Here is a 23,988-nt window from a genome sequence, read left to right on the forward strand (position 1 = left end):
GTGATGGGCCTTGCGGTCATTTCATGTTGAATCCGCCAGCCATCGCCTCCGGGCTGATGAACCGACGCAGGCAATAGATCAGGATGATCGACGGGACGATCAGGAAAATCGCGAACACTGCGCCGGCCTGCACCGGGTAGTCCAGGATGATGCCGTACATTTCCACAGCCATGGTTTTGATCGTCGGCATGCCGACCAGCAGCGTGCCCTGGTTTTCCTCGAGGGACCCGAGGAAGGTGTAGATGCAGGCCACGGCGATGCCCGGCATGGCCATCGGCATGGTGACGCGCAGGAAGGTCATGAAGGGCGAAGCGCCGACATCGCGCGCGGCTTCTTCCTGGCTGGTGTGGATGGTGCGGAATGCGCCGGCGGGTAACCAGACCATGAAGATCATCGTGTTGATGATGTGGATGATGATCACGCCCGGCATGGTGCCCATCAGATCGAATTTGTAGAACAGCAGGCCGATGGACGTGTAGATGCCCAGCTTCGGGAACGCGTTGGTGAGCAGGAAGGAGAACATGAACATCTTGCGGCCCTTGAATTGGAAACGCGAAAGCGCGTATGCCGCGGGTATGCACAGTATCAGTGAAATCACCGTAGTCAGCACCGCGATCACCAACGAGGTGGCCACGGATTCCATGAGCTCGTTCTGCGAGAACACGAACCTCCACCATTTGAATCCGAATTTCGTCGGAAGCGCGTAGGGAACCTCGTATTGGTCACCGAAGGCAAGCACCACCATATGCATCAACGGACCATAGAAAAACAGTAGAAACACCACGAAGAGGACGAACTGCAGGAACTGCCCCCTTCCCACGGCATAGTAGAAACGCTTCGGGTTGAGATATTTCAGCACGTCTTCAGCTCCATGCTCATGGCTTGGTGAGGCAACCGTGTCGTGAGATTGAATACGCCGGCGTTCATGAATCGGCGTTGCGCGCATGGATCGTCCACCGTCCATACCGACAGCGGCACGCCGCGGGCGGCGCATTCGTCCATTCGCGCCGGAGTCATCACCCGATAGTTGATGTTCAAGGCGGCCACCGGCGCAGACAGGCAGTAGTCCAGCAGTGCGGCCCAGTTATCGTCGTCGGCGCATGGGAGAGTCATCGCTTCAGCGGGCAGGCCAGCAGGTTGCGAGGCCCCCACTGCGAGGTTGGCGAATCGTTCGGTGCCGCTGTAAAAATCGGGAATGAGATTTTCCGGATTGTAGAGCACTCTGGCGCGAGACCCGTCGCCGTCGCTGCGGACGCATGCGGTCGGACACACCGTGCCGGAGAATATGACACGTTCGGCGATTCCGGCCCGGTCGGCCAAGTCCAGCACCGACCGTTCCAGTCCGTTCTCTTTGAGATCGCAGTTGATGGCCGCACCTTGCGGGAAGTCGGCCATCGCTGCGAACAGGTCGGCGAGCAGCACCGTGCCATGACCATCGGAGGTTTCCGGGTGATCATGCCCCAAGCACAGATCGCCATGCTCATCGCGACGCACGTCGACTTCCAGACAGTCAACGCCGCCTGCGATGAACGCATCGAAGAATTCCCGAGAATTATCGGGTGTTCCCTCGCTGCCGCTATGTGCAGTAATCATCATCGTCGTACTCGTTTCCATCGTGTTTCCATGAACCACGCTCAGATGTAGTGCGTTAAGAAAACATGAGGTAAAACGATTGACGAATGGCGGATAAACTCTACCTGATGTTTGCGTTACTTTGCAGCCGTCTCATTGCGACGCTCATCCGGAATACCGCGCGGACGCCGTATTCCGCACCGCATACCGGGAAATAGCCGACACTCCACCTCACCATACGGTTTTAAACTGCCCGACAATACCGCTCACGCCGGGCGTTTTGACGAACGACTCACGGTTGGTGGCGTCGCGCACGTCGGCGGCCACCGGCAACGGTGCGCGCCGACGGTCAGTCCACGCCGAGGTCGTAGGCGGCGGCCTCGTCGCTGGCGGAGTACTGGCGGAACGCCATGAGGGTCTTGGTGGCGGTCACGCCGTCGACCTTGGCGATGCCGTCGGGGATGACGCGGGTCAGGTCGTCGAAGGCGGGCGTGGAGACGACGGCGACGAGGTCGACGTCGCCGGCGACCGAGTAGACGTCCTTGACGCCGTCGAGTTCGACGATGTGCTGTGCGGCTTCGGAGATCTTGTTCGCTTCGGTGGTGATGAGGACGATGGCGTCGGCCATGATGGGCTCCTTCGCTGGGTTCGGTTGCCGCCCGCCGGTTCCGTGCCGCCGGATTCCGCGGGCATGTCACGCCCGATTATAGAGTCGCGAAGGCCGGCCCGACGGCATGGTCCCATGCCTCGAACCGGCCTTGCGCAGGGTTTCCGTCAGCGTCGGGCCGCACGCGAATGCGACGGACGCGGTCGCCGATCGACCGTCTAGTCGAAGTCGGCGCCGAGCGCTTCGAGCTTGCCGCGGAAGTCGGCGTAGCCGCGGTCGATCAGGGAGATGCCGTGCACGTTCGACGGTCCCTTCGCGGCCAGCGCGGCGATGAGGTGGCTGAAGCCGCCGCGCAGGTCCGGCACGTCGATGTCGCGGCCGGTGAGCGGGGTGGGGCCGAAGATCACGGCCGAATGCTTGTGGTTGAGCTGCTGGAAGCGGCAGGGCAGCGAGCCGAGGCATTCGCGGTACAGCTGGATCGTGGCGCCCATCTGCACGAGCGGCTTGGTGAAGCCGAAGCGGTTCTCGTACACGGTCTCGTGCACGATCGACAGGCCGTTGGCCTGGGTGAGGGCCACGACGAGCGGCTGCTGCCAGTCGGTCATGAAGCCGGGGTGCACGTCGGTTTCGAGGGCGACGGGCTTCAAATCGCCGCCCGGATGCCAGAAGCGGATGCCCTTGTCGGTGATGTCGAATTCGCCGCCGATCTTGCGGAACACGTTGAGGAACGTCATCATCTCCGGCTGGGTGGCGCCCTTGACGAAGATGTCGCCGTGGGTGGCGAGCGCCGCCGACGCCCAGCTGGCGGCCTCGATGCGGTCGGTCAGCGACGTGTGCGTGTAGCCCTTGAGCTCCTTGACGCCTTCGATGCGGAACGTGCGGTCCACGTCCACGGAGATGACCGCGCCCATCTTCTGCAGCACGGCGACCAGGTCCATGATCTCCGGTTCGGTGGCCGCGCCGGACAGTTCGGTCCTGCCTTCGGCCAGGACGGCGGCGAGCAGTGTCTGCTCGGTCGCGCCGACGGACGGGTACGGCAGGTGGATCTTGGCGCCCTTGAGGCCGTTGGGCGCGGTGATGTGGATGCCGTCCTTGTGTTCCTTGTCGACGGTCGCGCCGAGTTTGCGCAGCGTGTCGAGATGGAAGTCGATGGGCCGTCCGCCGATCGCGCAGCCGCCGAGGGCGGGGATGAACGCCTCGCCGAGGCGGTGCAGCAGCGGGCCGGAGAACAGGATCGGGATGCGCGACGATCCGGACAGCGTGTCCACGTCGGCGACGTCGGCCAGCTGCACGTTGGTCGCGTCGATGGTCACGACGCCCTTGTCGCCGTTGACGTCCACGTCGACGCCGTGCAGGCGCAGCAGGTCCGACACAACGTGCACGTCGCGGATCTCCGGCACGTTGCGCAGCACCGACGTGCCGGGCGCGAGCAGCGCGGCGACCATCGCCTTGCTGACGAAGTTCTTCGCGCCGCGCACCTTGATGGTGCCGTTCAGCGGCTTGCCGCCCTCGACGTGCAGCACGTCTTCCTTAGGATCCCTGGCCACGCCATCCCCTTTCGACATTCCGGCCCCGCCTTGGGGCCGGTCCTTCAGCTACCGACAAGTTTGCCACAAGGTGTGTGGCGACGCGGTGAAAAGCGCCGTGGGCGCAGCGGGTGATACGCTGTCAACCGTAATCGAAACGACATGCGGACAGTATTCGCTGGGATTCAAAGCCGGTTTCCGCCGGCAGTCGATGTCGGGACCCCTAGGCGTAGGCGGGACCGAGGGACCCCGTCGAGGCCCATCCCGCGGCTTCGTGGGATGAACCCCCTATCACCGTTATGCTGCAGATTCTTCTCATCGCCGTATCCGTGTCCATGGACGCCTTCGCCGTCGCCGTCGGCAAGGGCCTGACCGTGCGCCGCGTGCGCGCGCTCGACGCGCTGAAGACCGCGCTGTGGTTCGGCGGGTTCCAGGCGCTGTTCCCGATCCTGGGCTTCTTCACCGCGTCCCTGTTCAGCCGTTATGTGACGGCGATCGACCATTGGATCATCGTCGGTCTGCTCGCGTTCATCGGCGCCAACATGATTCGTGAGGCGTTCGGCGAGGACGAGGAGAATGCGAGGGAGACAGCCAAATTCGACTGGCGTCACATGCTGCCGCTCGCCGTGGCGTGCAGCATCGACGCGTTCGCCGTGGGCGTGAGCTTCGCGTTCATGGAGGCCCATGTGTGGGCGTCGGCGGCCGTGATCGGCGTGACGACGGGCCTGTTCTCCGCGGCCGGCCTGTACATCGGCCGCGCGTTCGGCGCCCGCTGGCAGAAGCCGGCGCAGATCGCCGGCGGTGTGGTGCTCATCGTCATCGGCGTCAAGGTGCTGGTCGAGCATCTCGGTCTGATCTGACGGGGGGGGGTCGGGGAGTTGTCCCTGTACTCCCGTACGCCTGTACTTCTGTACGCCCGTATCACATATCGCAGTCGCCGCCGTCACGCCCATGCGTGTGACGGCGGCAACGTGCGTATACGGGCATGCCTCCGATCGTGTCCAGCCTCCGCCCCGGTTATCCACATCGCCGCGGATACGGCCGAAATCGTCCACATCGCGCCCATCCACATATCCACATCCTTCCGGACTCCCGTTGCCGGCACCGGACGCACGCCCGTACAGTGGCCCCACCTGCGCGGATACCGATGTCCGCGCCCAGCGAAGGAGCCATCATGTACGCACACAAAGTCGCCCTCGGCGACGGGCCGGTCAACCCCGACGAACCAGCGTTCCTCGACACGCACCACATCTACGAATGGGTCCGCAGGGAGGATCCCGACGGGTGCGACGAGGCGCGGCGCACGTTCTACCGCGAAGTCAACCTGAACCCGTTCAAACGCCATCCGGACAACGAGCTGCGCATGGTCGAGTGGATGTTCTGGGATTGGCTCGCATTCGACTGGCGCACGGAGGACGGCCTGTCGCCCTACCGGCGGATCGCCCGCACGCTGCACGACAACGACGCGGGCCTGGACGACCGTGATTGGCTCGACGTGCAGGAGACCGACGACACGCAGTTCCTGTCGATGTTCTGGATCAAGGAGGCGGACGCGGCCAAGGGGCGTCTCGTGCTGGAGGATGTGGCCGACGAGGGCCGCGAATACCTGATCCCCATCCCCCAATGCGCCGCCCGCTACGACGGGGCGCACGGCGGCACGGTCATCACCCGCATCGCCAAGGTCCGCGGCGCGTGGCGACCGTTCTCGATACGACTGTATGAGAGCCGCCGTCCCGATACACCCCACGCCAGGAAGGTGCTCCTCGACAGCTTCCGCCACTATCATCCCGACTCGGCCGGCTGGGTGCGTTTCCTCTACGGCCGAGCCAAGGACACTGGCCTCGACTGGGAGGATATGGAGGCGCTGGTGCACGGCCGCCCCGATTGGCGGCAGGCACTGCAGCGCATCATCGACGAGCACCGGCCGCAGTACGCGTACTGTCCCGACCCGTCCGCATACATGGATCCGACGGACTTCATCGACTATGAGATGCACGGCGGCCACGGGGACCGGCGGCCCGGCCGACGCCATCTGGATTGCATCGACGTCGTCGACTGCGTGAACGTCCCCGACTATCCGGACGGACTGGAGGACAGCTTGGAGGACATCGCGCAGGACGGCCCCGGCACAGACCGCGGCGACGCTTCATCGCGCCGCCGCGGTCCGGGGTTCCTCGACTATCCGGACCTGCCCGACCTGCCGGACGTCACCGTCCGCGACGACGCCGACGGCAGGTGAGCGGCCGGACCGTCACACGATCGCGACGATCAGCGCCGCCACCGGCACGGCGGCGCCGCACAGCATGACCGGCAGCACGCCCATGCCCAACTCGGGGTGCAGCGCGCCCTCCTCGGCGTCCATGCCGGTCAGCCAGGTCGCGCCGGCCACGGCGAACACGACCGCGACGCCGACCAGCGCCACGCACGCCACGATCCATACCGCGCTCATCGGCCCGGCGAATCCGGCGGCGAGCAGGCCGGGCAGGAACCACCAGCCGGTCGCGGCGATCATCGCGATGCCGTCGAGCACGCTGTGCGACAGGCCGCGGATCAGGTTCGAACGCTCCTCGCGCGCCATCTGACGGCCGAACGAGACGACGACGAGCACGACCAGCAGGCCGCCGACCGCCGCGAACCACGCCTCCACGTCGCGCAGCGCCGCATCGCCGCCGTCGCCGAACAGCATCCACCCCAGTCGGGGCGACGCGCACGCGAACGCCGACGCCACGCCGCACGCCAACGCCACCACACGGCCCGGCACGCCGTCGCGCAGCGGCGTGCAGCGGGCGAGCACGCCCATCAGCGCCACGGCGACGACCAGCATCGGCCACGCCATGCGCGTGTCGGACATGCCGGTCAGCGCGGCCAGGGCCACGCCGGCCACGGCCAGCACGGCGTACGCGGCGCCGGTGGCGAGTAGACCGCGCGTGGCGCCTTCCTGTGCGGCGGCCTCGCGTGCCGCGTCCTGCCTGTTGTCGCCCATCGCTCCTCCTTATGCCGCCGGTCCGCGCCGGCGTTCTCGTCATAGGTGACCGGCCCCGCGGCGGATGCGGTCCGGTCGGCTTCGCTCAATTCTAGCGTCGGAACGGCCGTCCCCGGCCTGCCGGGGACGCATGCGGCCGGGAGCGGCGCCGTCCGGCGGGAAACGGTTCGGCCACCGTATCTCGTCCACATCGTGCGCGTACAATGAGCCGGAAGCGCCGCAGGCGGTACCATCGGGCGCGGCCGGGCTTCTCCCCGGCGTTCGAAGGGGGTGGCATGACCGATCTCACGTTGATGACGTTCGCCGTCGATCCGGCGTCCGTACTGCCGTCGCTGGCCCTGCTGTCGCACCGCGTGCGCGTGCTGCCGATGGATGCGGCGAGTCTGATCCGCATGCCCGAGCAGACGATCCTGTTCCTCGACGCGCGCGACGATCTGGCGTCGGCGAAGACGCTGTGCAATCTCATCCAGGCGTCGGGCCTGTCCACGCCGATCATCCTCGTCATCACCGAAGGCGGCTTCACGGTCGTCAACGCGTCGTGGGGCGTGGCCGACGTGATCGTGTCCACCGCCTCCCCCGCCGAGGTGGACGGCCGTCTGCGGCTGGTGATCGGCCGCGGGGCGGCGGCCGCGGCCTCGTCCAAGGGTTCGGCCGACGCGTCGGCGGACGTGGACGGGCAGATCCGTTCGGGCGACCTGATCGTGGACACGAACGGCTACACCGCGTCCCTGCACGGCCATCCGATCGACCTGGCGTACAAGGAGTTCGAGCTGCTCAAGTACCTGGTGCAGCATCCGGGCCGCGTGTTCACGCGCGCCCAGCTGCTGCAGGAGGTGTGGGGCTACGACTACTACGGCGGCACGCGCACGGTCGACGTGCACATCCGTCGCCTGCGCGCCAAGCTCGGCGGCGAATACGAGCATCTGATCGGCACGGTACGCAACGTCGGATACCGGTTCGACCCGCCCGAGGACGAGGACGACGCCGACGGGTCCGCCGAAGCCGCCGCGCACGACGGAGCCGCCGATGGCCGCCGCTGACCATCCGGACTGGCCCTCCCGCCCGGGCCGCGAGTCGAAACGCGCGCGGCTCGCCCGCATGCACGACGAATACGCGATCCTGTGCGACGTGTTCCCCACGCCCGAATGCGCGCTGCATTTCAGCAACCCGTTCCAGCTGCTCGTCGCCACCGTGCTCAGCGCGCAGACCACCGACAAGCGCGTCAACTCCGTCACCCCGGCCCTATTCGCCTCCTACCCGGACGCGGCCGCGCTCGCCGCCGCGAACCCCGAGGACGTGGAGGACATCATCCGCCCGCTCGGCTTCTACCACGCCAAGACCCGGCATCTGCTGGGACTCGCGCACGCGCTCGACCAGCGCTTCGACGGCGAGGTCCCGCACAGCATGGACGAGCTCACCTCCCTGCCCGGCGTGGGACGCAAGACCGCGAACGTGGTGCGCGGCAACGCGTTCTCGATCCCCGGATTCCCCGTCGACACGCACGTCATGCGCGTGACCGGCCGGCTGCGCTGGCGCACCGACTGGCACATCGCCAAATCCGACCCCGTCGCCGTCGAACAGGAGATCTGCGCCTGCTTCCCGCCCGAGGAATGGACCGACCTGTCGCACCGGCTCATCCTCCACGGCCGCGCCACCTGCCACGCGCGAACCCCCGACTGCGCCGCCTGCCCCCTCAACGCCACCTGCCCGTCCGCCGTCTGACACAGCGATTCGCCGAGTGAGGGGAAGAATCGGGGCCTTGCACGCTTCTTTCGGTGATCTGAGGGGACCGTCACGCCGGATAGTTCCCGTCGCATCGGGCCGTTCCGGCCGGAAACCCTTGCCATCCGGCCCTCGGATCAGAGGAATCCTTCCCCTCAGTCGGCGAAAAGAAGCGTGCAAGGCCTTGATTCCTCCCCTCAGATCGAAAAATCAGACGCACCGCCCGTCACACCCACCCGGTTAGACTGGGGCGCATGCATAGGCGGACAAGCAACTCCCTGCGATCCTGGCTCATCTTCATCGCCACGGCCACCGCGCTCAGCGTGATCGTCGCCGTCGTCTGGTCGTCCCTCGGCCGCGCCGGACTCATCCCCGACCCCGACCTCAGTCAGGACCGCGCCGCCGTCATCGGACTCACCGACGCGCCCGACACGCTCGACATCCGCACCGACAGCGACCCCGCCGTCGAACGCGCGCTCCTCGGCAACGTCTACGAGACGCTCCTCGACCGCGACGACGACAACAAAGTCGTCGCCGGACTCGCCAGCCAATGGACCGTCTCCGACGACGCGCTCACCTACACGTTCACCATCCCCGAAGGACTCACCTTCTCCAACGGCGACACGCTCGACTCATCCGACGCCGTCTGGTCCCTCCAGCAGCTCGTCGAACACCAGTACGTCGGCCACGACGGCCTCGACGCACTCGCCGGCGTCACCAACCCCGACCCCACCACCCTCGTCCTCACCCTCAGCCGCCCCGACCCCACGATTCCCCGCACCCTCACCGGCCGTGCCGGCATCATCCACGACGCCGACGCCACCGCCCAGCGCGCCATCGACGTCCCCGGCAGCGGCCCGTTCACCATCGAATCCTTCACCCCCGGCGAACGCATCGAACTCGCCGCCAACCCGCATCACCACGGCGACGCGCCCGCCAGCGGCCACATCACCATCCGCTACCACGCCGACGCGACCACGCTCGCCGACGCGCTGAAGAACGGCGACGTCGACGCGGCCGCGCCCGCCGACCCGACCGACGCCGCGGCGCTCGCGTCCGCGCTCGGAGGCAGCGACGGCAGCAGCGACGACGACGCCGACGGCAACGCCGACGGCGGCTCGTTCACGATCGCCGACGGCACGTCCACGTCGGAGACGATCCTCACGTTCAACCACGAAGGCGAGTCGATCCTGTCCGACGAACAGGTGCGCCGCGCCGTGCGCTACGCGATCGACAACGCGTCGATCGCCGCCGCGCAGCCGGACGCCGTCGCCGCGCTCGGCGGGCCCATCGGACCGTTGGAGGACGGCTACGAGGACCTGACCGGCGCCTACCCGTACAATCCCGACACGGCCCGCGGCCTGCTGTCCTACTTCTACGCGAACTACTTCGGCACGCTCGACCTGCTCGTGCCCACCGAATACGCCGACATGGGCAATACGATCGCCGGCCAGCTGGGCGCCGTGGGTCTGACCGTCACCGTCGAGACGCTCGACAAGGCCGAAGTCGAACGCCGCGTCACCGAAGGCAGCTACACGCTCGCCGTCACCACGACCGACGGCGTCGACGACACGTCCGTGTACGCCACGTCCGACAACGTCATGCACTACACGAGCGGCACCGTCCAGCAGGCGTGGAAGGCGGCGATGGCGGCCACCAGCCAGCAGGACTACGAGACGCTGCTGCGCGCGTATGCGGCGACCGTCGGCAACGACGCGCCCTGCGACTGGCTGTACGCCCGCAAGACGACCGTCGCCATGCGCGCCGGCGTCAGCGGCCTGACCGCCAACATGGCCGACCGCCGGCTACCGCTCGCCAAGCTGCTGGCGCAGTAGGTTCCGGACGGCCGCCGGCGGCGCCGCCCGCCCGACCGCCGGAACCTGCGGGAACCCGCCGAAATCCGCCCGGTCCGCCCGGCCGACCCCCTGTCGCCGAAGCCTCATAAAATCGCGCGTATGAGCGAAAGCACCATCATCAACGCAAATCTGACCCCGCTGCCCGACAAGGTGGGCGTGGACGGCCTCGAGGACAAGTGGCGCGCCTGCTGGGACGAGCAGGGCACCTACAAGTTCGGCGGCACCCGTGACCGCAAGGCCGTGTATTCGATCGACACCCCGCCGCCCACCGTCTCCGGTTCGCTGCACGTGGGCCACGTGTTCAGCTACACCCACACCGACATCATCGCGCGATTCAAGCGCATGCGCGGCTACGACGTCTTCTACCCGATGGGCTGGGACGACAACGGCCTGCCCACCGAGCGCCGCGTGCAGAACTACTACGGCGTGCGCGTCGACACGTCCATGCCGTACGATCCCGACTTCGTGCCCCCGTTCGAAGGCACCGACGGCAAGAAGATCGACGCCAAGGACCAGGTCCCGATCTCGCGCCAGAACTTCATCGAACTGTGCGAGAAGCTCACCGCGCAGGACGAGAAGCTGTTCGAGGCGCTGTGGCGCAAGCTGGGCCTGTCGATCGACTGGTCGCAGACCTACCACACCATCGGCGAGCATCCGCGCCGCGTCGCCCAGAAGGCGTTCCTGCGCAACCTCGCCCGCGGCGAGGCCTACCAGCAGGATGCGCCGGGCCTGTGGGACGTGACGTTCCAGACCGCCGTCGCCCAGGCCGAGCTGGAAAGCCGCGAATACCCCGGCTTCTACCACAAGGTCGCGTTCCGCTTCGAGGACGGCACCCCGATCTACATCGAGACGACCCGCCCCGAGCTGCTGGCCGCCTGCACCTCGCTGATCGCCCACCCGGACGACGAACGCTACAAGCCGTTCTTCGGCAAGGAGGTCTACTCCCCGCTGTTCCGCGTCAAGGTGCCGATCCTCGCGCACCCGGCCGCCGAAATGGACAAGGGCGCCGGCATCGCCATGTGCTGCACCTTCGGCGACGTGACCGACGTGCAGTGGTGGCGCGACCTGAAGCTGCCGACCCGTTCGATCATCCAGCGCAACGGCCGCATCGTCATGGACACGCCGGACTGGATCGAGGACGAGGCCGGCCGCGCCATGTTCGAGCAGACCGCCGGCAAGACCACGTTCTCCGCCCGCAAGATCATCGTCGACGCGCTGCGCGAATCCGGCGATCTGGACGGCGAGCCGACCCCCACCAAGCGTATGACGAACTTCTACGAGAAGGGCGACAAGCCGCTCGAGATCGTCACCTCCCGCCAGTGGTATCTGAAGAACGGCGGCACCGACGCGGCGCTCAACGCGCAGCTCATCGAACGCGGCAAGGAGCTGGACTTCCACCCCGACTTCATGCGCGTGCGCTACGAGAACTGGGTGCACGGCCTCAACGGCGACTGGCTGATCTCCCGCCAGCGCTTCTTCGGCGTCCCGTTCCCGCTGTGGTATCCGCTGGATGAGCACGGCGAGCCCGACTACGCGCATCCGATCACGCCGAGCGAGGACATCCTGCCGATCGACCCGACCATCGACGTGCCGGCCGGCTACGATGCGGCGCAGCGCGACGTGCCCGGCGGCTTCACCGCCGAGCAGGACATCATGGACACGTGGGCGACCTCGTCGCTCACCCCGCAGATCGTGACCCGCTGGGCCGAGCCGGGCGAGGACAACGAGGCGCTGTTCAACGCGACGTTCCCGATGGACCTGCGTCCGCAGGGCCAGGACATCATCCGCACCTGGCTGTTCTCCACCGTTGACCGCGCACATCTGGAGAACGGCTGCCTGCCGTGGGCGAACGCCACCCTGTCGGGCTGGATCCTCGACCCGGACCACAAGAAGATGTCCAAGTCGAAGGGCAACGTCGTCGTGCCGAACGAGCCGATCGAGAAGTTCGGCGCCGACGCGGTGCGCTACTGGTCCGCCGCGGCCCGTCTGGGCCTCGACGCCACGTACGACGAGGGCCAGATGAAGATCGGCCGCCGCCTCGCCATCAAACTGCTCAACGCCACCAAGTTCGCGCTGGCGATCGGCCGCGAGGACGAGAACCATCACGTGGGCGCCCCGGCGACCGCCGCCTGGGATCCGGCCGACGTGACCGAGGCGCTCGACCGCGCCGCCATGTCCCGTCTGGCGCTCGTCGTGCGCCAGGCCACCGAGGCGCTGGAATCCTACGAGCATTCCAAGGCGCTGGAGGCGATCGAAAGCTACTTCTGGCAGTTCTGCGACGACTACATCGAGCTGGTCAAGAACCGCGCGTACGGCACCGCCGAATCCACCGGCCATGTGCCGGGCGAGGCCGCGATCCGCTCCGCCCGCACCGCGCTGGGCCTCGGCCTCGACGCGTTCGCCCGCCTGCTCGCCCCGTACCTGCCGTACGCGGCCGAAGAGGTGTGGAGCTGGATGCACGCCGACGCCGGTTCGGTGCACCGCGCCGCCTGGCCGGATGCGACCGTGTACGAGGCCGCCGCGGGCGACGCGTCCGCCGACCTGCTCGACCACGCCGGCGAGGCGCTGGCCGCGCTGCGCGGCATCAAGTCGAAGGCCAAGGTCTCGATGAAGACGCCGATCCTGTCCGTCACGCTGGGCGCCGCCGACGACGTGCGCGCCGCGCTCGAATCCGCGATCGACGACATCGCCGAAGCGGGCCGTGTGACCGGCGCGATCGAGTTCGCCGCCCCGGCCGCCGCCGAAGGCGACGCCGACGCGGCCGCCGACGCCGTGATCGGCGTCGTGGCCAGCGAGCTGGGCGAGCCGCCGGCGAAGAAGGCCAAGTAAGGCGCGTTTCGGTCTGACCTAGCCCGATACGCGCAAGGAGGGGGTCCATTCCGATGGAATGGACCCCCTCCTTGCGTTTGCAGGACCGGCATCGTCCCGGCGACCGTCGCAGCCGGACCGGCGACGATCAGGCGAACACGTCGAGCACGCCCGGGTCGCCGCCGGCGTCGGCGATGCGCTGGTGACGCTTCTTCGCCTCGGTGACGACGAACTCGCGGTAGATCTCGGCGATGTCGGGGTCGAGGCCGGCGTCGACGGCGAGACGGTGCAGCCGTTCGATCTGGTATTCCTCGCGCTTGTAGTCGGCCGGCGCGAATCCGGCGCGCGCCTTGAGCGCGCCCACCTGCGTCGTGTACTTGAACCGTTCGGCCAGCAGCGCGATGATGGCCATGTCGACGTTGTCGATGGACTGGCGAAGCATCGTGATCTTCGCCACCTCCAGCGCCGTTTCGGGATGCTCCTGCGCCTGCGCCGAGTCGATGGTCGACTCGCGCCAATCATTGTTGGTATCGGTATCGCTCATACGCCCAGCCTACCGTGCCCGTGCAACCGACGACGTCGTCACGCGGTGTCGGGGACGCACTCCCCCGCCGGGCGTGACGGCGGCGTGACGGTGCCGCAACGGCAAGGGCCGGGCTCCGATTCCGTCGTGGGAATCGAAACCCGACCCTGTGCACGTGGCGTCACGCGGCTCAGTTGCCGTTGACGGCGCCGCCGCCCTGCTGCTGGACGATCGCGGCGAGGAAGTCGCGGTTCGTCGGCGCCTTCTTGAGGCGCGGCACGAGCGTCTGGTACGCCTGTTCCGGCTCCATGCCGCCGAAGAGGCGACGCAGGCGGTAGATGATCGGCAGTTCCTGCGGGTTGGTGATGAGCTCCTCGCGGCGGGTGCCGGACGCGTTGATGTCGATGGCCGGGAAGAGGCGCTTGTCGGCCAGTTCGCGGCTGAGCTTGAGTTCCATGTTGCCGGTGCCCTTGAACTCCTCGAAGATCACCTCGTCCATCTTCGAGCCGGTCTCCACCAGCGCGGACGAGATGATGGTCAGGGAGCCGCCGTTCTCGATGTTGCGGGCCGCGCCGAAGAACTTCTTCGGCGGGTAGAGGGCCTGCGCGTCGACGCCGCCGGACAGGATACGGCCGGAGGCGGGGGCGGCGATGTTGTAGGCGCGGGCGAGGCGGGTCATGGAGTCGAGCAGCACGACCACGTCCTGGCCGAGCTCCACGAGTCGCTTGGCGCGTTCGATGGCGAGTTCGGCGACGGTGGTGTGGTCGGATGCGGGACGGTCGAAGGTGGAGGCGATGACCTCGCCCTGCACGGTGCGCTGCATGTCGGTGACCTCCTCGGGACGTTCGTCCACGAGGACGACCATCAGGTGCACCTCCGGGTTGTTGGTCGCGATCGCGTTGGCGATGTTCTGCAGCGTGATCGTCTTGCCGGCCTTCGGCGGGGAGACGATGAGGCCGCGCTGGCCCTTGCCGATCGGCGCGACGATGTCCATGATGCGGCCGGTGAGCTTGTTGGCGGTCGTCTCCTGCTTGAGGCGCTCCTGCGGGTACAGCGGGGTGAGCTTGCTGAACTGCGGACGGTCGGCCGCCTCCTCGACGCTCATGCCGTTGATCGTGTCGATGGACTGCAGCGGCACGAACTTCTGGCGCTGGTTGCGGCGGTCGCCTTCGCGCGGCGTGCGGATCGTGCCCTGCACGGCGTCGCCCTTGCGCAGACCGTACTTCTTGACCTGGCCCATCGACACGTACACGTCGTTGGGGCCGGGCAGGTAGCCGGAGGTGCGCACGAACGCGTACGAGTCGAGCACGTCGACGATGCCGGCGATCGTGACGACGTCGTCCTGCTCCTCGCGGCGCATGTCGCGCGCGGGACGTTCGTCGCGCTCCATGCGCTCGCCACGGTCGGCGCGGTCGTCGCGCATCGTGCGTTCGGTGCGGTCGTTACGCTCGTCGAAGTCGCGGTCGCGGCCGCGCATGCGGCGCTGATGACGGTCGGTGCGTTCCGTACGGTCGCCGCGCTCGTTGCGCTCGTCGCGGCCGGCGCGTTCGGCGCGTTCCGCGTTGCGCTCCGCACGGTCGGCGCGGTTGCGGCTGCGACGGGTGAATTCGCGTTCCATCGGCTCGTCGCCGGCGGTGTCGCGCTTCGGTTCGCGCTGGTCGGGCAGGGTGGCGAGGATGTCGTCGAGGTCGCGCACGACGTCGTCGGACGGCTGGTCCATGCGGCGGCGACGGCGCATCTGGCCGTCCTCGCCGTCCATGTCGCGGCGGCGGCGCTGACGGTCGTCGTCCAGCGGCTTGCGTCGGCGTTCCGCACGATCGCCGGTCGGCGGCAGGCCGAGGTCGCCGAGGAGGGCGGCTCCGGCGGCCTCCTCGTCGCGGCGCTGGCGGCGCGGTCGGGTTTCGGCGGGCAGTTCGATGGCCGGCTGGTCGGCGGCGATCGCCTGCTTGATGGAGTCGGCGCGGTTGCGACGGATCTTGCGCAGCGGCTGCTCCTCGTCGGAGGTCTCCTTGACCGTGGCGGGCTTGTCGGCCGGCAGCGGCAGGTCGATGACCGGCTCGGCGGGGGCCGTGGTTTCAACGGGCGTGGTCTGCGCGGGCGCGTCGGTGCGCTCGGGCTGGGCGGCGGCTGCTGACGACTCGGTCTTCGCCGGCTTGGCGGTCGTCTTGGGGGCGCGCACGGTGACGCCTTCGGGGGCCTGGCCGCCGGATCGCGCGGCCTGCAGGGTGGCGAGCAGGTCGGGCTTGCGCATCGTGGACGTGCCGCGCAGGCCCATCTGCTTGGCGAGCTCCTTGAGCTCGGGGAGTTTCATATCCTCAAGATTCTGGCTTGTTGCCACTCGTATACCTTTCCTCGAGCAATGCCGGGCCGGGCCGGACTCTGCGCTAAGAATGATTGCGGCCATCGCCGCGACAGATCGTCCGGCGCACTCCATGCGCCCGGACTCCGCAATACTGTACAACCGCACGGCGACCAACACGCTGGAATACGCGGAAAGCCCGCCGCACAGGCGACGGGCTTTCGATTCAGCGCAGTTCGGATGACGTTCCGTCATCCGTCTGTCCGGGAAAAGTAGATAACGCGTGCGGCAGGAGCCGTCCGAAGCCGAAGGCGTACGAAGGTACGTCGAGCGCTGAGGAAAGGCTTCTGACGCTCCGTTATCTACTTTTCCCAGGAAAAGGAATCGACGCGTGCGGCATCAAGGCGCACCGAGGGAAGGCGTACGAAGGTACGTCGACCGAGGAGCAACGCAGATGACGCTCCGTCGATTACTTTTCCTCGTGGTAGGACTTTTCGGTGTTGACGGACCACACGTTCTTCTTGGACGTCTTGCCGGTCTTGATGTTGGAGACGGCTTCGATGGCGGTGGCCATGGAGTGGTCCATGTTGTTGTAGTGGTGCTGGCCGTTGCGTCCGACGCAGTAGAGGTTGCCGAAGGAGTCGAGGTATTCGACGAGCTCGTCCATCTGGTCGTAGGTGTCGAAGTAGGCGGGGTATGCCTTCTTGACCTTCTCGCGGTGGGTGTCGAGGACGTCGGCGGGGCTGGAGATGACCTTCATGCGCACCATTTCGTTGATGGCGAACTTGACGCATTCGTCTTCGGTCATGTTCCAGAAGGAGTCGCCTTCGTCGCAGAAGTATTCGAGGCCGATCCAGACGGTGTCGTCGACGTTCTGGACGAGGTAGGGGCTCCAGTTGTTGAACACCTGGATGCGGCCGACGGTGAAGCCGGGGTCCTGCACGTAGATCCAGCAGTCGGGCACGATCGGCGGGTTGCCGAGGGTGGGGATGGTGGTGGTGTTCTTGAGGCGCAGGCGCTTGACGAGGAGGCCGACGGTGACGAAGTCGCGGTAGGGCAGGCCGTTGGCGATGCGGCTCATGTCGGCGGGCACGACGTGCGCGGCCGGCTTGGCGGCGACCGTGTCGTCGGTGGGTGCGCCGGCTTCGTCCATCGCGTTGACGAGGTCCTTGATGGGCATGGTGGAGATGAACTGGTCGGCGGTCAGCTCGGTGCGTTCGCCGGCGGCGTTCTCGTAGACGACGGCGCTGATGCGGCCGTCCTGCTGGCGCACCTCGACGACGTTCGCGTCGGTGAGGACGGTGGCGCCGGCGGCTTCGCAGCGCTTCTCGACGGTCTCCCACAGCTGGCCGGGACCGTACTTGGGGTACCAGAACTCCTCGATCAGGGAGGTTTCGACCTCGCTGTTGGAGCGCTTCTTGGGGCTGAGCTTGGCGAACGCGTTCTTGAGCACGCCGAGCACGCTCAGGCCCTTGACGCGCTGGGCGCCCCAGTCGGCGGAGATCTGGGAGGGGTGACGTCCCCACAGCTTCTCGGTGTAGCCTTCGAAGAACATCGAGTAGAGCTTGCGGCCGAAGCGGTTGATGTAGAAGTTCTCGAGGTTGTCCTCGGGGAGCTTGTGGAACATGGAGGCGAGGTAGCTGAAGCCGGCCTGCATGGTCATCGTGAAGCCCATGGCCTTGAACGTGGCGGGCTTGAGGGAGATCGGGTAGTCGAAGAATCGGCCGCCGTAGAAGATGCGGGAGACGCGGTGGCGCTTGAGCATCACTTCGTCGGTGACTTCGGGGTCGGGGCCGCCGGGTTCCATGTCGTGTTCGCGGCCGAGCTTGCGGTCATCGTAGCTGGGGGCGCCCTGCAGCGGCAGCACGTCCTTCCACCAGTCCATGATGCGCGTGTCCTTGGAGAAGAAACGGTGGCCGCCGATGTCCATGCGGTTGCCGTTGTGCTTGACGGTTCGGGAGATGCCGCCGAATTCGCGGGTCGCTTCGAGCACGGTCACGTCGTAATTCTCGGCGCCGCCGTCCTTGACGAATTCCCAGGCCGCGGTCAGACCAGCAGGACCGCCGCCGATGATCACTACGGATTGTTTCCGGGTCACTTGGTTCTCCTTATAACGAAATCAGGGACAGCTTACCGCATGGCCGGGAAGCGCACATCGGTTGCGTGCGGTTTGCACACAATCGGCCCATCGGCGTGGCCGGCGGGCCGACCGGCGACGGCCGCGACGGCGGATGCCGGACCGTCGGCGCGGTCGCGGGGGCGGCCGCGGATACGCGAGGACCCCGCCGATCGCCGTCAGCGGGGTCCTTCGTCGGGTCGTACCGGCCGGCCACTCCTACCGGGTCCGGCCAACCGCCGAACTCAGTGGATGTCGTCCGGAATGTCGATGTCGGTCTTCTGCACTTCCTCGACGTTCACGTCCTTGAACGTGACGATGCGCACGTTCTTGACGAACCGGCTGGGACGGTACACGTCCCACACCCATGCGTCGGTCAGCTGCACGTCGAAGTAGACGTCCTGGCCGGCCGACCGCACGTTGAAGTCGACCTTGTTGGCCAGATAGAACCGTCGTTCGGTCTCCACCACGTAGGTGAACAGCTTGATGACGTCGCGGTACTCCTTGTACAGGGCGAGTTCGGCGTCGGTTTCGTAGTTGTCGAGATCCTCGGCGCTCATGTTCTCCTTCAGTCCTCTTCCGTGTCGCGTTTGCGGTTCATGCCCAGATTCCGCCACCAGGCGGTCTTCGAGGGCTTGCGCTGCTCGTTGGGGCCGTAATACCAGTTCGATGTCTCGTTGCCTGATGCCTTGTCGTCGGCCGACGATGCGATCGCCTCGTCGGCAGCGGCCTGTCCGTCACCGGACGATGTCGCGCGGCCGGCATCCGGCGCCGGGCGTCCGTCCGACGCATCGGCAGCGGCGACGGATGCGGATGCGTCGGCGACGTCCTGCCGTATGCGGATCGCGACGGAATGCTCCTTGGCGGCCAGCGCCTCGCGCACGCCCGGATTGTCCTCGATCACGTGCATGCCGAACGCGTCGAGCGAGCGGATCGGATCGTACTCGTCGAACAGCGTGTCGAGCACGTGCAGGTCCTGGTACTTGCCGTTCTCCGCGTCCCACAGCGCGTCGCGCGACGTGCCGGACAGCGAGAATCCCAGCGACTGGTACACGGACAGCGAGCGCGTGTTCTTCTCCGGGACGGCGACCCAGATGCGGTGCATGCCGAGGCCGGCGGGCGTGGGCGCGAAACCGTACGTCATGACGCGCGGCATCATGTCGCGCGAATAGCCGCGGCCGCGGTAGTCCTTGCCGAGCAGCACCTGGATGCGGGCGGATCGCGCCCATCCGTCGATGTCGATGAGGAACACCATGCCGATGACGTTGCCGGTGGATTCGGCGTCGGTCTTCCCGTCCGCGTCATGGTCGGCGTCGGTGAGCACCGCCCATGCGATCGTGCGACGCGATTCGGGGTCGCCCACGCCGGATTCCGACGCGGCCTGACCGTTCGCCCAGGCGACCGAGCGCCGCACCCACGCGTGGACGACGGCCCGCTCGGACTGCTCGTCCTTGCCGGTGATGCGCGAGGCGTTGTAGTAGGCGTCCAGTTCGTCCAGACGCGGCAGGTCCTCGATCGTGGCCGGGCGCAGATGCACCATCTCGCCCTTGATCGGGGGAATGACGATTCGCGCGGGAAGCTCGCGCGGCGTTTCCTGATCGAACAGCGGATCGGCGTTTTCAGACATTCGTTCGTCCCTCAGATTGGTCTTCGGTTCAAAGTCGGTACAGAAGATATCCTACCCGCCTTACCGTTGGCTGGGAAAAAGACGAACGACCCGAGTGTTGCCGGCCGTGCGTCGCGCGCATCGCTCCGGAGCGGATACGCGGACGGGCCGGCGGGATGGATGCCCGCCGGCCCGTCATACGTCCGGTCCGGACGGCCGCCGCAACGGCACGGCCGGACCGATTCAATCAGCCGGATCAGCCCTTGAGCTTGGCCATGACGACCTTGGTGACGGCCTTCGCGTCGGCCTGGCCGCGCGTCGCCTTCATCACGGCGCCGATGATCACGCCCATCGGCTTCATGTTGCCGCCCTTGAGCTTCTCGACGACGTCCGGGTTCGCCTCGAACGCGGCGTCCACGGCCGCCTCGATCGCACCCGAATCCTCGACGATCTTGTAGCCGTGCTTCTCGACGACCTCGGACGGGGTGCCCTCGCCGGCCAGCACGCCGGAGACGGTCTGCTTGGCCAGCTTGTCGTTGAGCTTGCCGTCGGCGATGAGCTTCTCGACCTCGGCCACGTCGGCCGGGGTGATGGCCAGCTCCTCCAGGGAGACGCCCTTCGCGTTGGCCTCGCGGCTCAGCTCGCCCAGCCACCACTTGCGCGCGCCGGCGGCGGTCGCGCCGGCCTTGACGGTGTCCTCGATCAGGTCGAGCGCGTCCGCATTGATGATGTCGCGCATCTGCAGGTCGCTCAGGCCCCACTCGGCCTTGAGACGGTTGCGGCGCTCGCGCGGCATCTCCGGCATCTCGGCCTTGAGGCGTTCGATGCGGTCCTTGGTGATGTGCAGCATGACCAGATCCGGATCCGGGAAGTAGCGGTAGTCGTCCGCATCGGACTTGACGCGGCCGCCGGCGGTGGTCTGCGTCGCCTCGTCCCAGTGGCGGGTCTCCTGCAGGATCTCCTTGCCCTCGTCCAGACGGGCGGCCTGACGGCGGATCTCGTACTGGATGGTCTTCTCGATGCCGCGGAACGAGTTCACGTTCTTGGTCTCGGAACGGGTGCCGTACGGCGCGTCCGGGCTCGGGCGCAGCGACACGTTGACGTCGGCGCGCATGTTGCCCTGCTCCATGCGGGCGTGGGAGATGTTCAGCGCGCGCACGATGTCGCGGATCGCGCGCATGTACGCGCCGGCGATCTCCGGAGCGCGGTCGCCCGCGCCCTCGATCGGCTTGGTGACGATCTCGATCAGCGGCACGCCGGCGCGGTTGTAGTCGACCAGCGAGTGGTCGGCGCCTTCGATGCGGCCGTCGGCGCCGCCGACGTGCGTGTTCTTGCCGGCGTCGTCCTCGATGTGGGCGCGCTCGATCGGCACGCGGAACACGGTGCCGTCCTCCAGTTCGACGTCGAGGTAGCCGTTGCCGTTGGTCGGCTTGTCGTACTGGGAGATCTGGTAGTTGCGCGGCATGTCCGGGTAGAAGTAGTTCTTGCGGGAGAACTGGCTCCACTCGGCGATCTCGCAGTGCAGGGCGAGGCCCAGCTTGATCGCGTAGTCGACGGCCGCCTCGTTGAGCACCGGCAGCGAGCCGGGCAGGCCCAGGCTCACCGGGGTCAGCTGGCTGTTCGGGTCGCCGCCGAAGCTCACTTCGGCCGGGCAGAACAGCTTGGTGGTCGTGGACAGCTCCACGTGGGTCTCCAGACCGAGCACCACATCGTACTTCTTGGTGGCGTCGGCGTACTTCATCAGTTTTTCAGCCATGTGCGTTGCTCTTTTCTCGCGATGTGTTCACTCGCCCAGCCACGGGGTGGTCAGGGACTGCCAGATCGGGCCGTTCCAGGCCTCCTCCAGTGCGGCTTCGAGCGCGGCGGCGGGCTTGTACATGACCTCGTCGCGCTGCTGCGGGGCGATGAACTGGATGCCGGTGGGCAGGCCGTCGTCGGACAGGCCGGCCGGGATGCTCATCGCGGGCACGCCGGCGAGGTTCGCCGGGATCGTGGCGATGTCGTTCATGTACATGGCCAGCGGGTCGTCCATCTTCTCGCCGAACTTGAACGCGGTGGACGGGCTGGTCGGGGAGATCAGCACATCGGCCTGCTCGAACGCCTTGTTGAAGTCGTCGATGATCAGCGTGCGCACCTTCTGCGCCGAGCCGTACCACGCGTCGTAGTAGCCGGCGGACAGCGCGTAGGTGCCCAGGATGATGCGGCGCTTGACCTCGTCGCCGAAGCCGGCCTCACGGGTGTAGGCCATCATGTTCGCGGCGGTGGCGGGCACGCCGGCCGGCGGCATGACGCGCATGCCGTAGCGCATGCCGTCGTAGCGGGCCAGGTTCGAGCTCACCTCGGACGGCATGATGATGTAGTACGCGCCCAGCGAGTACGCGAAGTGCGGGCAGGAGACCTCCACGACCTCGGCGCCCATGTCTTCGAGCAGCCTGACGGCCTCGTCGAAACGGGCCTGCACGCCCGGCTGGAAGCCTTCGCCGCCCAGCTCCTTGACCAGGCCGACCTTGAAGCCCTTCAGATCGCGCTTGGCGCCTTCCATCGCGGCGGCGACCATCGGACGCGGACCCTCCGGGATCGACGTGGAGTCGCGGCGGTCATGGCCGCCGATGATCTCCTGCAGCATCGCCGAATCGAGCACGGTGCGCGTGACCGGGCCGATCTGGTCGAGCGAGGACGCCATCGCGATCGCGCCGAAACGGCTCACGCCGCCGTAGGTCGGCTTGACGCCGACGGTGCCGGTCAGGGCGCCCGGCTGACGGATCGAGCCGCCGGTGTCGGTGCCCAGCGCCAGCGGCGCCTCGAACGCGGCGACCGCGGAGGCCGAACCACCGCCGGAGCCGCCCGGCACGCGCTCGGTGTCCCACGGGTTGTGGGTCGGGCCGTACGCGGAATGCTCGGTGGACGAGCCCTGCGCGAACTCGTCGAGGTTGGTCTTGCCCAGGATCGGCATGCCGGCGGCCTTGAGCTTCTCGATGACGGTCGCGTCGTACGGCGGGATCCAGCCTTCGAGGATCTTCGAGGCGGCGGTCGTGGCGATGCCCTTGGTGACGATCATGTCCTTGATCGCGATCGGCACGCCGGCCAGATGCGGCATGGCGGCCTTCTCCTCGGCGCTCTTGGCGTCGAACGCGTCGGCCTGCTCGCGGGCGATGTCGCCCGACACCTGCAGGAACGCGTGGATCGACGGCTCGGCGGCCTCGATCACGTCGAGGTGCGCGTCGACCAGCTCACGGCTGGAGACCTCGCCGGCCTTGACCTTGGCGGCCATCTCGGCCGCGGACAGCTTCACCAGTTCGTTGGTTGCATTGCTCATAAGTCTCACTCCTCACCCAGGATGCGCGGCGCGACGAACATGCCGGACTCGGTCTTCGGGCCGCCGGCGGTCGCCTCGGCCTGGGTCAGCGGGGTCTCCGGCACGTCGGGACGCAGGTACGCCTCCAGCGGAATCGGGTTGGCGGTCGGGGCGACGTCGTCGGATGCCACTTCCTGCACCTTGTCGATGGAGTCGGCGATGACGTTCAGTTCGCCCTGCAGACGGGTGATTTCCTCATCGGTGAGCGCGATTCGGGCCAGGTCGCCCAAATGCTCGATTTCTTCTCGTGTGAATGTAGGCATGCGCCTAACTATACGAGTCGTTTGTGACACGCACGAGCCGTTTTCCGTCACATTCCGGACTTCGGGATTCCCCGGCCACGCCTCCCCAACGAGAAGGATTCACGAGTAACCCGGCACATCTCATCACCGACTGCATCTCAGCGAGAAGATCTCCCGGTCAGACCAAGAGAACATCTCGCTGACTACTCCTCGGCGAGAACAATCCACTGGTAAACCCATGATTCTTCTCGCTGACAACATCCCAGCGAGAAGAATCACCGGCCAGCCCAGGGAAACCTCTCGCTGATGGCAAGTCAGCGAGAAGAATCACCGGCCAAACCCAAAACTCTTCTCACTGACAATACCCCAGCGAGAAAAATCAGCGGTTAAACCTGTCATTCCTCTCATTAACCACAGCTCAGCGAGAAGAAACCCCGACTAAACCGTAACTCCTGCTCACTGACCGCCTCCCAACGAGAGAATCTACCGGTCGGACCGGGGAATCCTCTCGCTGATGGCAGGTCAGCAATAAGATTCAGCGGGTTAAACCAGCCATTCTTCTCATTGAATACAACTCAGCGAGAAGAACCCCGACTGCCTCGGAACATATTCTCACTGACGGCTTCCCAGCGAGAAGAGCCGTCGGCTGAACCGGGGAATCTACTCGCTGTTTACGATTCAGGCAGAGAAACCCGCAGTCGAACCGGAGCGAATCCCGCTCAGAAGCGGGAATCAAAACAGATAACCATCCGTCATCATGGACTTATCCACAA

At 66.8% G+C, this 23,988-nt stretch carries 19 protein-coding genes; 6 read left to right on the forward strand and 13 right to left on the reverse strand.

What is annotated here, in order from left to right:
• Positions 1–16: 16 nt before the first annotated feature.
• From D2E24_RS01450 to murA, 4 genes are all read right to left on the reverse strand, one after another.
• Positions 17–859 (reverse strand): ABC transporter permease, encoded by an 843-nt coding sequence (locus D2E24_RS01450; protein ID WP_206430902.1) that lies wholly within the window; start codon positions 857–859, stop codon positions 17–19.
• On the reverse strand, positions 853–1,614 hold the full coding sequence (locus D2E24_RS01455; protein ID WP_125967550.1) for a glycerophosphodiester phosphodiesterase: 762 nt from the start codon (positions 1,612–1,614) through the stop codon (positions 853–855). The genes D2E24_RS01450 and D2E24_RS01455 overlap by 7 nt, the downstream gene beginning before the upstream one ends.
• 307 nt (positions 1,615–1,921) lie before the next feature.
• Positions 1,922–2,200, reverse strand: a complete 279-nt coding sequence (locus tag D2E24_RS01460; protein WP_125967551.1) for an Lrp/AsnC ligand binding domain-containing protein — start codon at positions 2,198–2,200, stop codon at positions 1,922–1,924.
• 197 nt (positions 2,201–2,397) lie between these two features.
• Entirely contained in the window at positions 2,398–3,744 is a 1,347-nt protein-coding gene (murA, locus tag D2E24_RS01465) for a UDP-N-acetylglucosamine 1-carboxyvinyltransferase (protein ID WP_125967552.1), read from the reverse strand.
• Between the two features lie 260 nt (positions 3,745–4,004).
• On the opposite strand from murA, the gene D2E24_RS01470 reads away from it, so the two are divergent.
• Together D2E24_RS01470 and D2E24_RS10425 are read left to right on the forward strand one after the other, a co-directional pair.
• Positions 4,005–4,565 (forward strand): manganese efflux pump MntP, encoded by a 561-nt coding sequence (locus D2E24_RS01470; protein WP_125967553.1) that lies wholly within the window; start codon positions 4,005–4,007, stop codon positions 4,563–4,565.
• A 314-nt stretch (positions 4,566–4,879) separates the two neighbouring features.
• The gene (locus D2E24_RS10425; protein WP_206430904.1) at positions 4,880–5,944 is read left to right on the forward strand and encodes a hypothetical protein; all 1,065 of its coding nucleotides are present in this window, start codon (positions 4,880–4,882) and stop codon (positions 5,942–5,944) included.
• Positions 5,945–5,956: 12 nt separating this feature from the next.
• On the opposite strand, the gene D2E24_RS01480 is transcribed toward D2E24_RS10425, so the two are convergent.
• Positions 5,957–6,688: a hypothetical protein gene (locus D2E24_RS01480; RefSeq protein ID WP_125967554.1), complete on the reverse strand. Its 732-nt coding sequence runs from the start codon at positions 6,686–6,688 to the stop codon at positions 5,957–5,959.
• Positions 6,689–6,963: 275 nt separating this feature from the next.
• Between D2E24_RS01480 and D2E24_RS01485 the strand changes: the two genes are divergently transcribed.
• The 4 genes from D2E24_RS01485 to valS all read left to right on the forward strand — a co-directional run bounded on the left by D2E24_RS01485 (position 6,964) and on the right by valS (position 13,095).
• Entirely contained in the window at positions 6,964–7,728 is a 765-nt protein-coding gene (locus D2E24_RS01485; RefSeq protein ID WP_125967555.1) for a winged helix-turn-helix transcriptional regulator, read from the forward strand.
• A 58-nt stretch (positions 7,729–7,786) separates the two neighbouring features.
• Positions 7,787–8,410: an endonuclease III gene (gene nth / locus D2E24_RS01490; RefSeq protein ID WP_125967671.1), complete on the forward strand. Its 624-nt coding sequence runs from the start codon at positions 7,787–7,789 to the stop codon at positions 8,408–8,410.
• Between the two features lie 254 nt (positions 8,411–8,664).
• A complete protein-coding gene (locus D2E24_RS01495; protein ID WP_125967556.1) occupies positions 8,665–10,245 on the forward strand; it encodes an ABC transporter substrate-binding protein in 1,581 nt (526 codons plus the stop codon).
• Between the two features lie 120 nt (positions 10,246–10,365).
• The gene (gene valS, locus D2E24_RS01500) at positions 10,366–13,095 is read left to right on the forward strand and encodes a valine--tRNA ligase (RefSeq protein WP_125967557.1); all 2,730 of its coding nucleotides are present in this window, start codon (positions 10,366–10,368) and stop codon (positions 13,093–13,095) included.
• Positions 13,096–13,222: 127 nt separating this feature from the next.
• On the opposite strand, the gene D2E24_RS01505 is transcribed toward valS, so the two are convergent.
• The 8 genes from D2E24_RS01505 to gatC form a co-directional block, all read right to left on the reverse strand.
• Positions 13,223–13,618: a chorismate mutase gene (locus D2E24_RS01505; protein ID WP_125967558.1), complete on the reverse strand. Its 396-nt coding sequence runs from the start codon at positions 13,616–13,618 to the stop codon at positions 13,223–13,225.
• A 169-nt stretch (positions 13,619–13,787) separates the two neighbouring features.
• The gene (rho, locus tag D2E24_RS01510) at positions 13,788–15,935 is read right to left on the reverse strand and encodes a transcription termination factor Rho (protein ID WP_125967559.1); all 2,148 of its coding nucleotides are present in this window, start codon (positions 15,933–15,935) and stop codon (positions 13,788–13,790) included.
• A gap of 430 nt (positions 15,936–16,365) precedes the next feature.
• A complete protein-coding gene (locus D2E24_RS01515) occupies positions 16,366–17,994 on the reverse strand; it encodes an NAD(P)/FAD-dependent oxidoreductase (RefSeq protein ID WP_125967560.1) in 1,629 nt (542 codons plus the stop codon).
• 263 nt (positions 17,995–18,257) lie between these two features.
• Positions 18,258–18,572 (reverse strand): DUF2469 domain-containing protein, encoded by a 315-nt coding sequence (locus D2E24_RS01520; RefSeq protein WP_033494454.1) that lies wholly within the window; start codon positions 18,570–18,572, stop codon positions 18,258–18,260.
• An 8-nt stretch (positions 18,573–18,580) separates the two neighbouring features.
• Complete coding sequence (locus D2E24_RS01525) at positions 18,581–19,639, reverse strand: GNAT family N-acetyltransferase (protein WP_125967561.1); 1,059 nt, start codon at positions 19,637–19,639, stop codon at positions 18,581–18,583.
• 235 nt (positions 19,640–19,874) lie between these two features.
• On the reverse strand, positions 19,875–21,374 hold the full coding sequence (gene gatB, locus D2E24_RS01530) for an Asp-tRNA(Asn)/Glu-tRNA(Gln) amidotransferase subunit GatB (protein ID WP_125967562.1): 1,500 nt from the start codon (positions 21,372–21,374) through the stop codon (positions 19,875–19,877).
• Between the two features lie 27 nt (positions 21,375–21,401).
• On the reverse strand, positions 21,402–22,934 hold the full coding sequence (gene gatA / locus D2E24_RS01535; protein ID WP_125967563.1) for an Asp-tRNA(Asn)/Glu-tRNA(Gln) amidotransferase subunit GatA: 1,533 nt from the start codon (positions 22,932–22,934) through the stop codon (positions 21,402–21,404).
• Positions 22,935–22,939: 5 nt separating this feature from the next.
• Entirely contained in the window at positions 22,940–23,236 is a 297-nt protein-coding gene (gatC, locus tag D2E24_RS01540) for an Asp-tRNA(Asn)/Glu-tRNA(Gln) amidotransferase subunit GatC (protein ID WP_125967564.1), read from the reverse strand.
• Positions 23,237–23,988: the final 752 nt, after the last annotated feature.

Origin of the sequence: Bifidobacterium samirii, assembly GCF_003952945.1 — a bacterium.
GTDB classification, from domain to species: Bacteria; Actinomycetota; Actinomycetes; order Actinomycetales; family Bifidobacteriaceae; genus Bifidobacterium; species Bifidobacterium samirii.

Coding starts and splice junctions, on each gene's coding strand:
- gatA (WP_125967563.1), bottom strand. CDS start 22,934: ATGAGCAATGCAACCAACGAACTGGTGAAGCTGTCCGCGGCCGAGATG.
- murA (WP_125967552.1), bottom strand. CDS start 3,744: ATGTCGAAAGGGGATGGCGTGGCCAGGGATCCTAAGGAAGACGTGCTG.
- valS (WP_125967557.1), top strand. CDS start 10,366: ATGAGCGAAAGCACCATCATCAACGCAAATCTGACCCCGCTGCCCGAC.
- D2E24_RS10425 (WP_206430904.1), top strand. CDS start 4,880: ATGTACGCACACAAAGTCGCCCTCGGCGACGGGCCGGTCAACCCCGAC.
- D2E24_RS01525 (WP_125967561.1), bottom strand. CDS start 19,639: ATGTCTGAAAACGCCGATCCGCTGTTCGATCAGGAAACGCCGCGCGAG.
- D2E24_RS01520 (WP_033494454.1), bottom strand. CDS start 18,572: ATGAGCGCCGAGGATCTCGACAACTACGAAACCGACGCCGAACTCGCC.
- D2E24_RS01460 (WP_125967551.1), bottom strand. CDS start 2,200: ATGGCCGACGCCATCGTCCTCATCACCACCGAAGCGAACAAGATCTCC.
- D2E24_RS01480 (WP_125967554.1), bottom strand. CDS start 6,688: ATGGGCGACAACAGGCAGGACGCGGCACGCGAGGCCGCCGCACAGGAA.
- D2E24_RS01505 (WP_125967558.1), bottom strand. CDS start 13,618: ATGAGCGATACCGATACCAACAATGATTGGCGCGAGTCGACCATCGAC.
- D2E24_RS01470 (WP_125967553.1), top strand. CDS start 4,005: ATGCTGCAGATTCTTCTCATCGCCGTATCCGTGTCCATGGACGCCTTC.
- D2E24_RS01485 (WP_125967555.1), top strand. CDS start 6,964: ATGACCGATCTCACGTTGATGACGTTCGCCGTCGATCCGGCGTCCGTA.
- gatC (WP_125967564.1), bottom strand. CDS start 23,236: ATGCCTACATTCACACGAGAAGAAATCGAGCATTTGGGCGACCTGGCC.
- gatB (WP_125967562.1), bottom strand. CDS start 21,374: ATGGCTGAAAAACTGATGAAGTACGCCGACGCCACCAAGAAGTACGAT.
- nth (WP_125967671.1), top strand. CDS start 7,787: ATGCACGACGAATACGCGATCCTGTGCGACGTGTTCCCCACGCCCGAA.
- D2E24_RS01495 (WP_125967556.1), top strand. CDS start 8,665: ATGCATAGGCGGACAAGCAACTCCCTGCGATCCTGGCTCATCTTCATC.
- D2E24_RS01455 (WP_125967550.1), bottom strand. CDS start 1,614: ATGGAAACGAGTACGACGATGATGATTACTGCACATAGCGGCAGCGAG.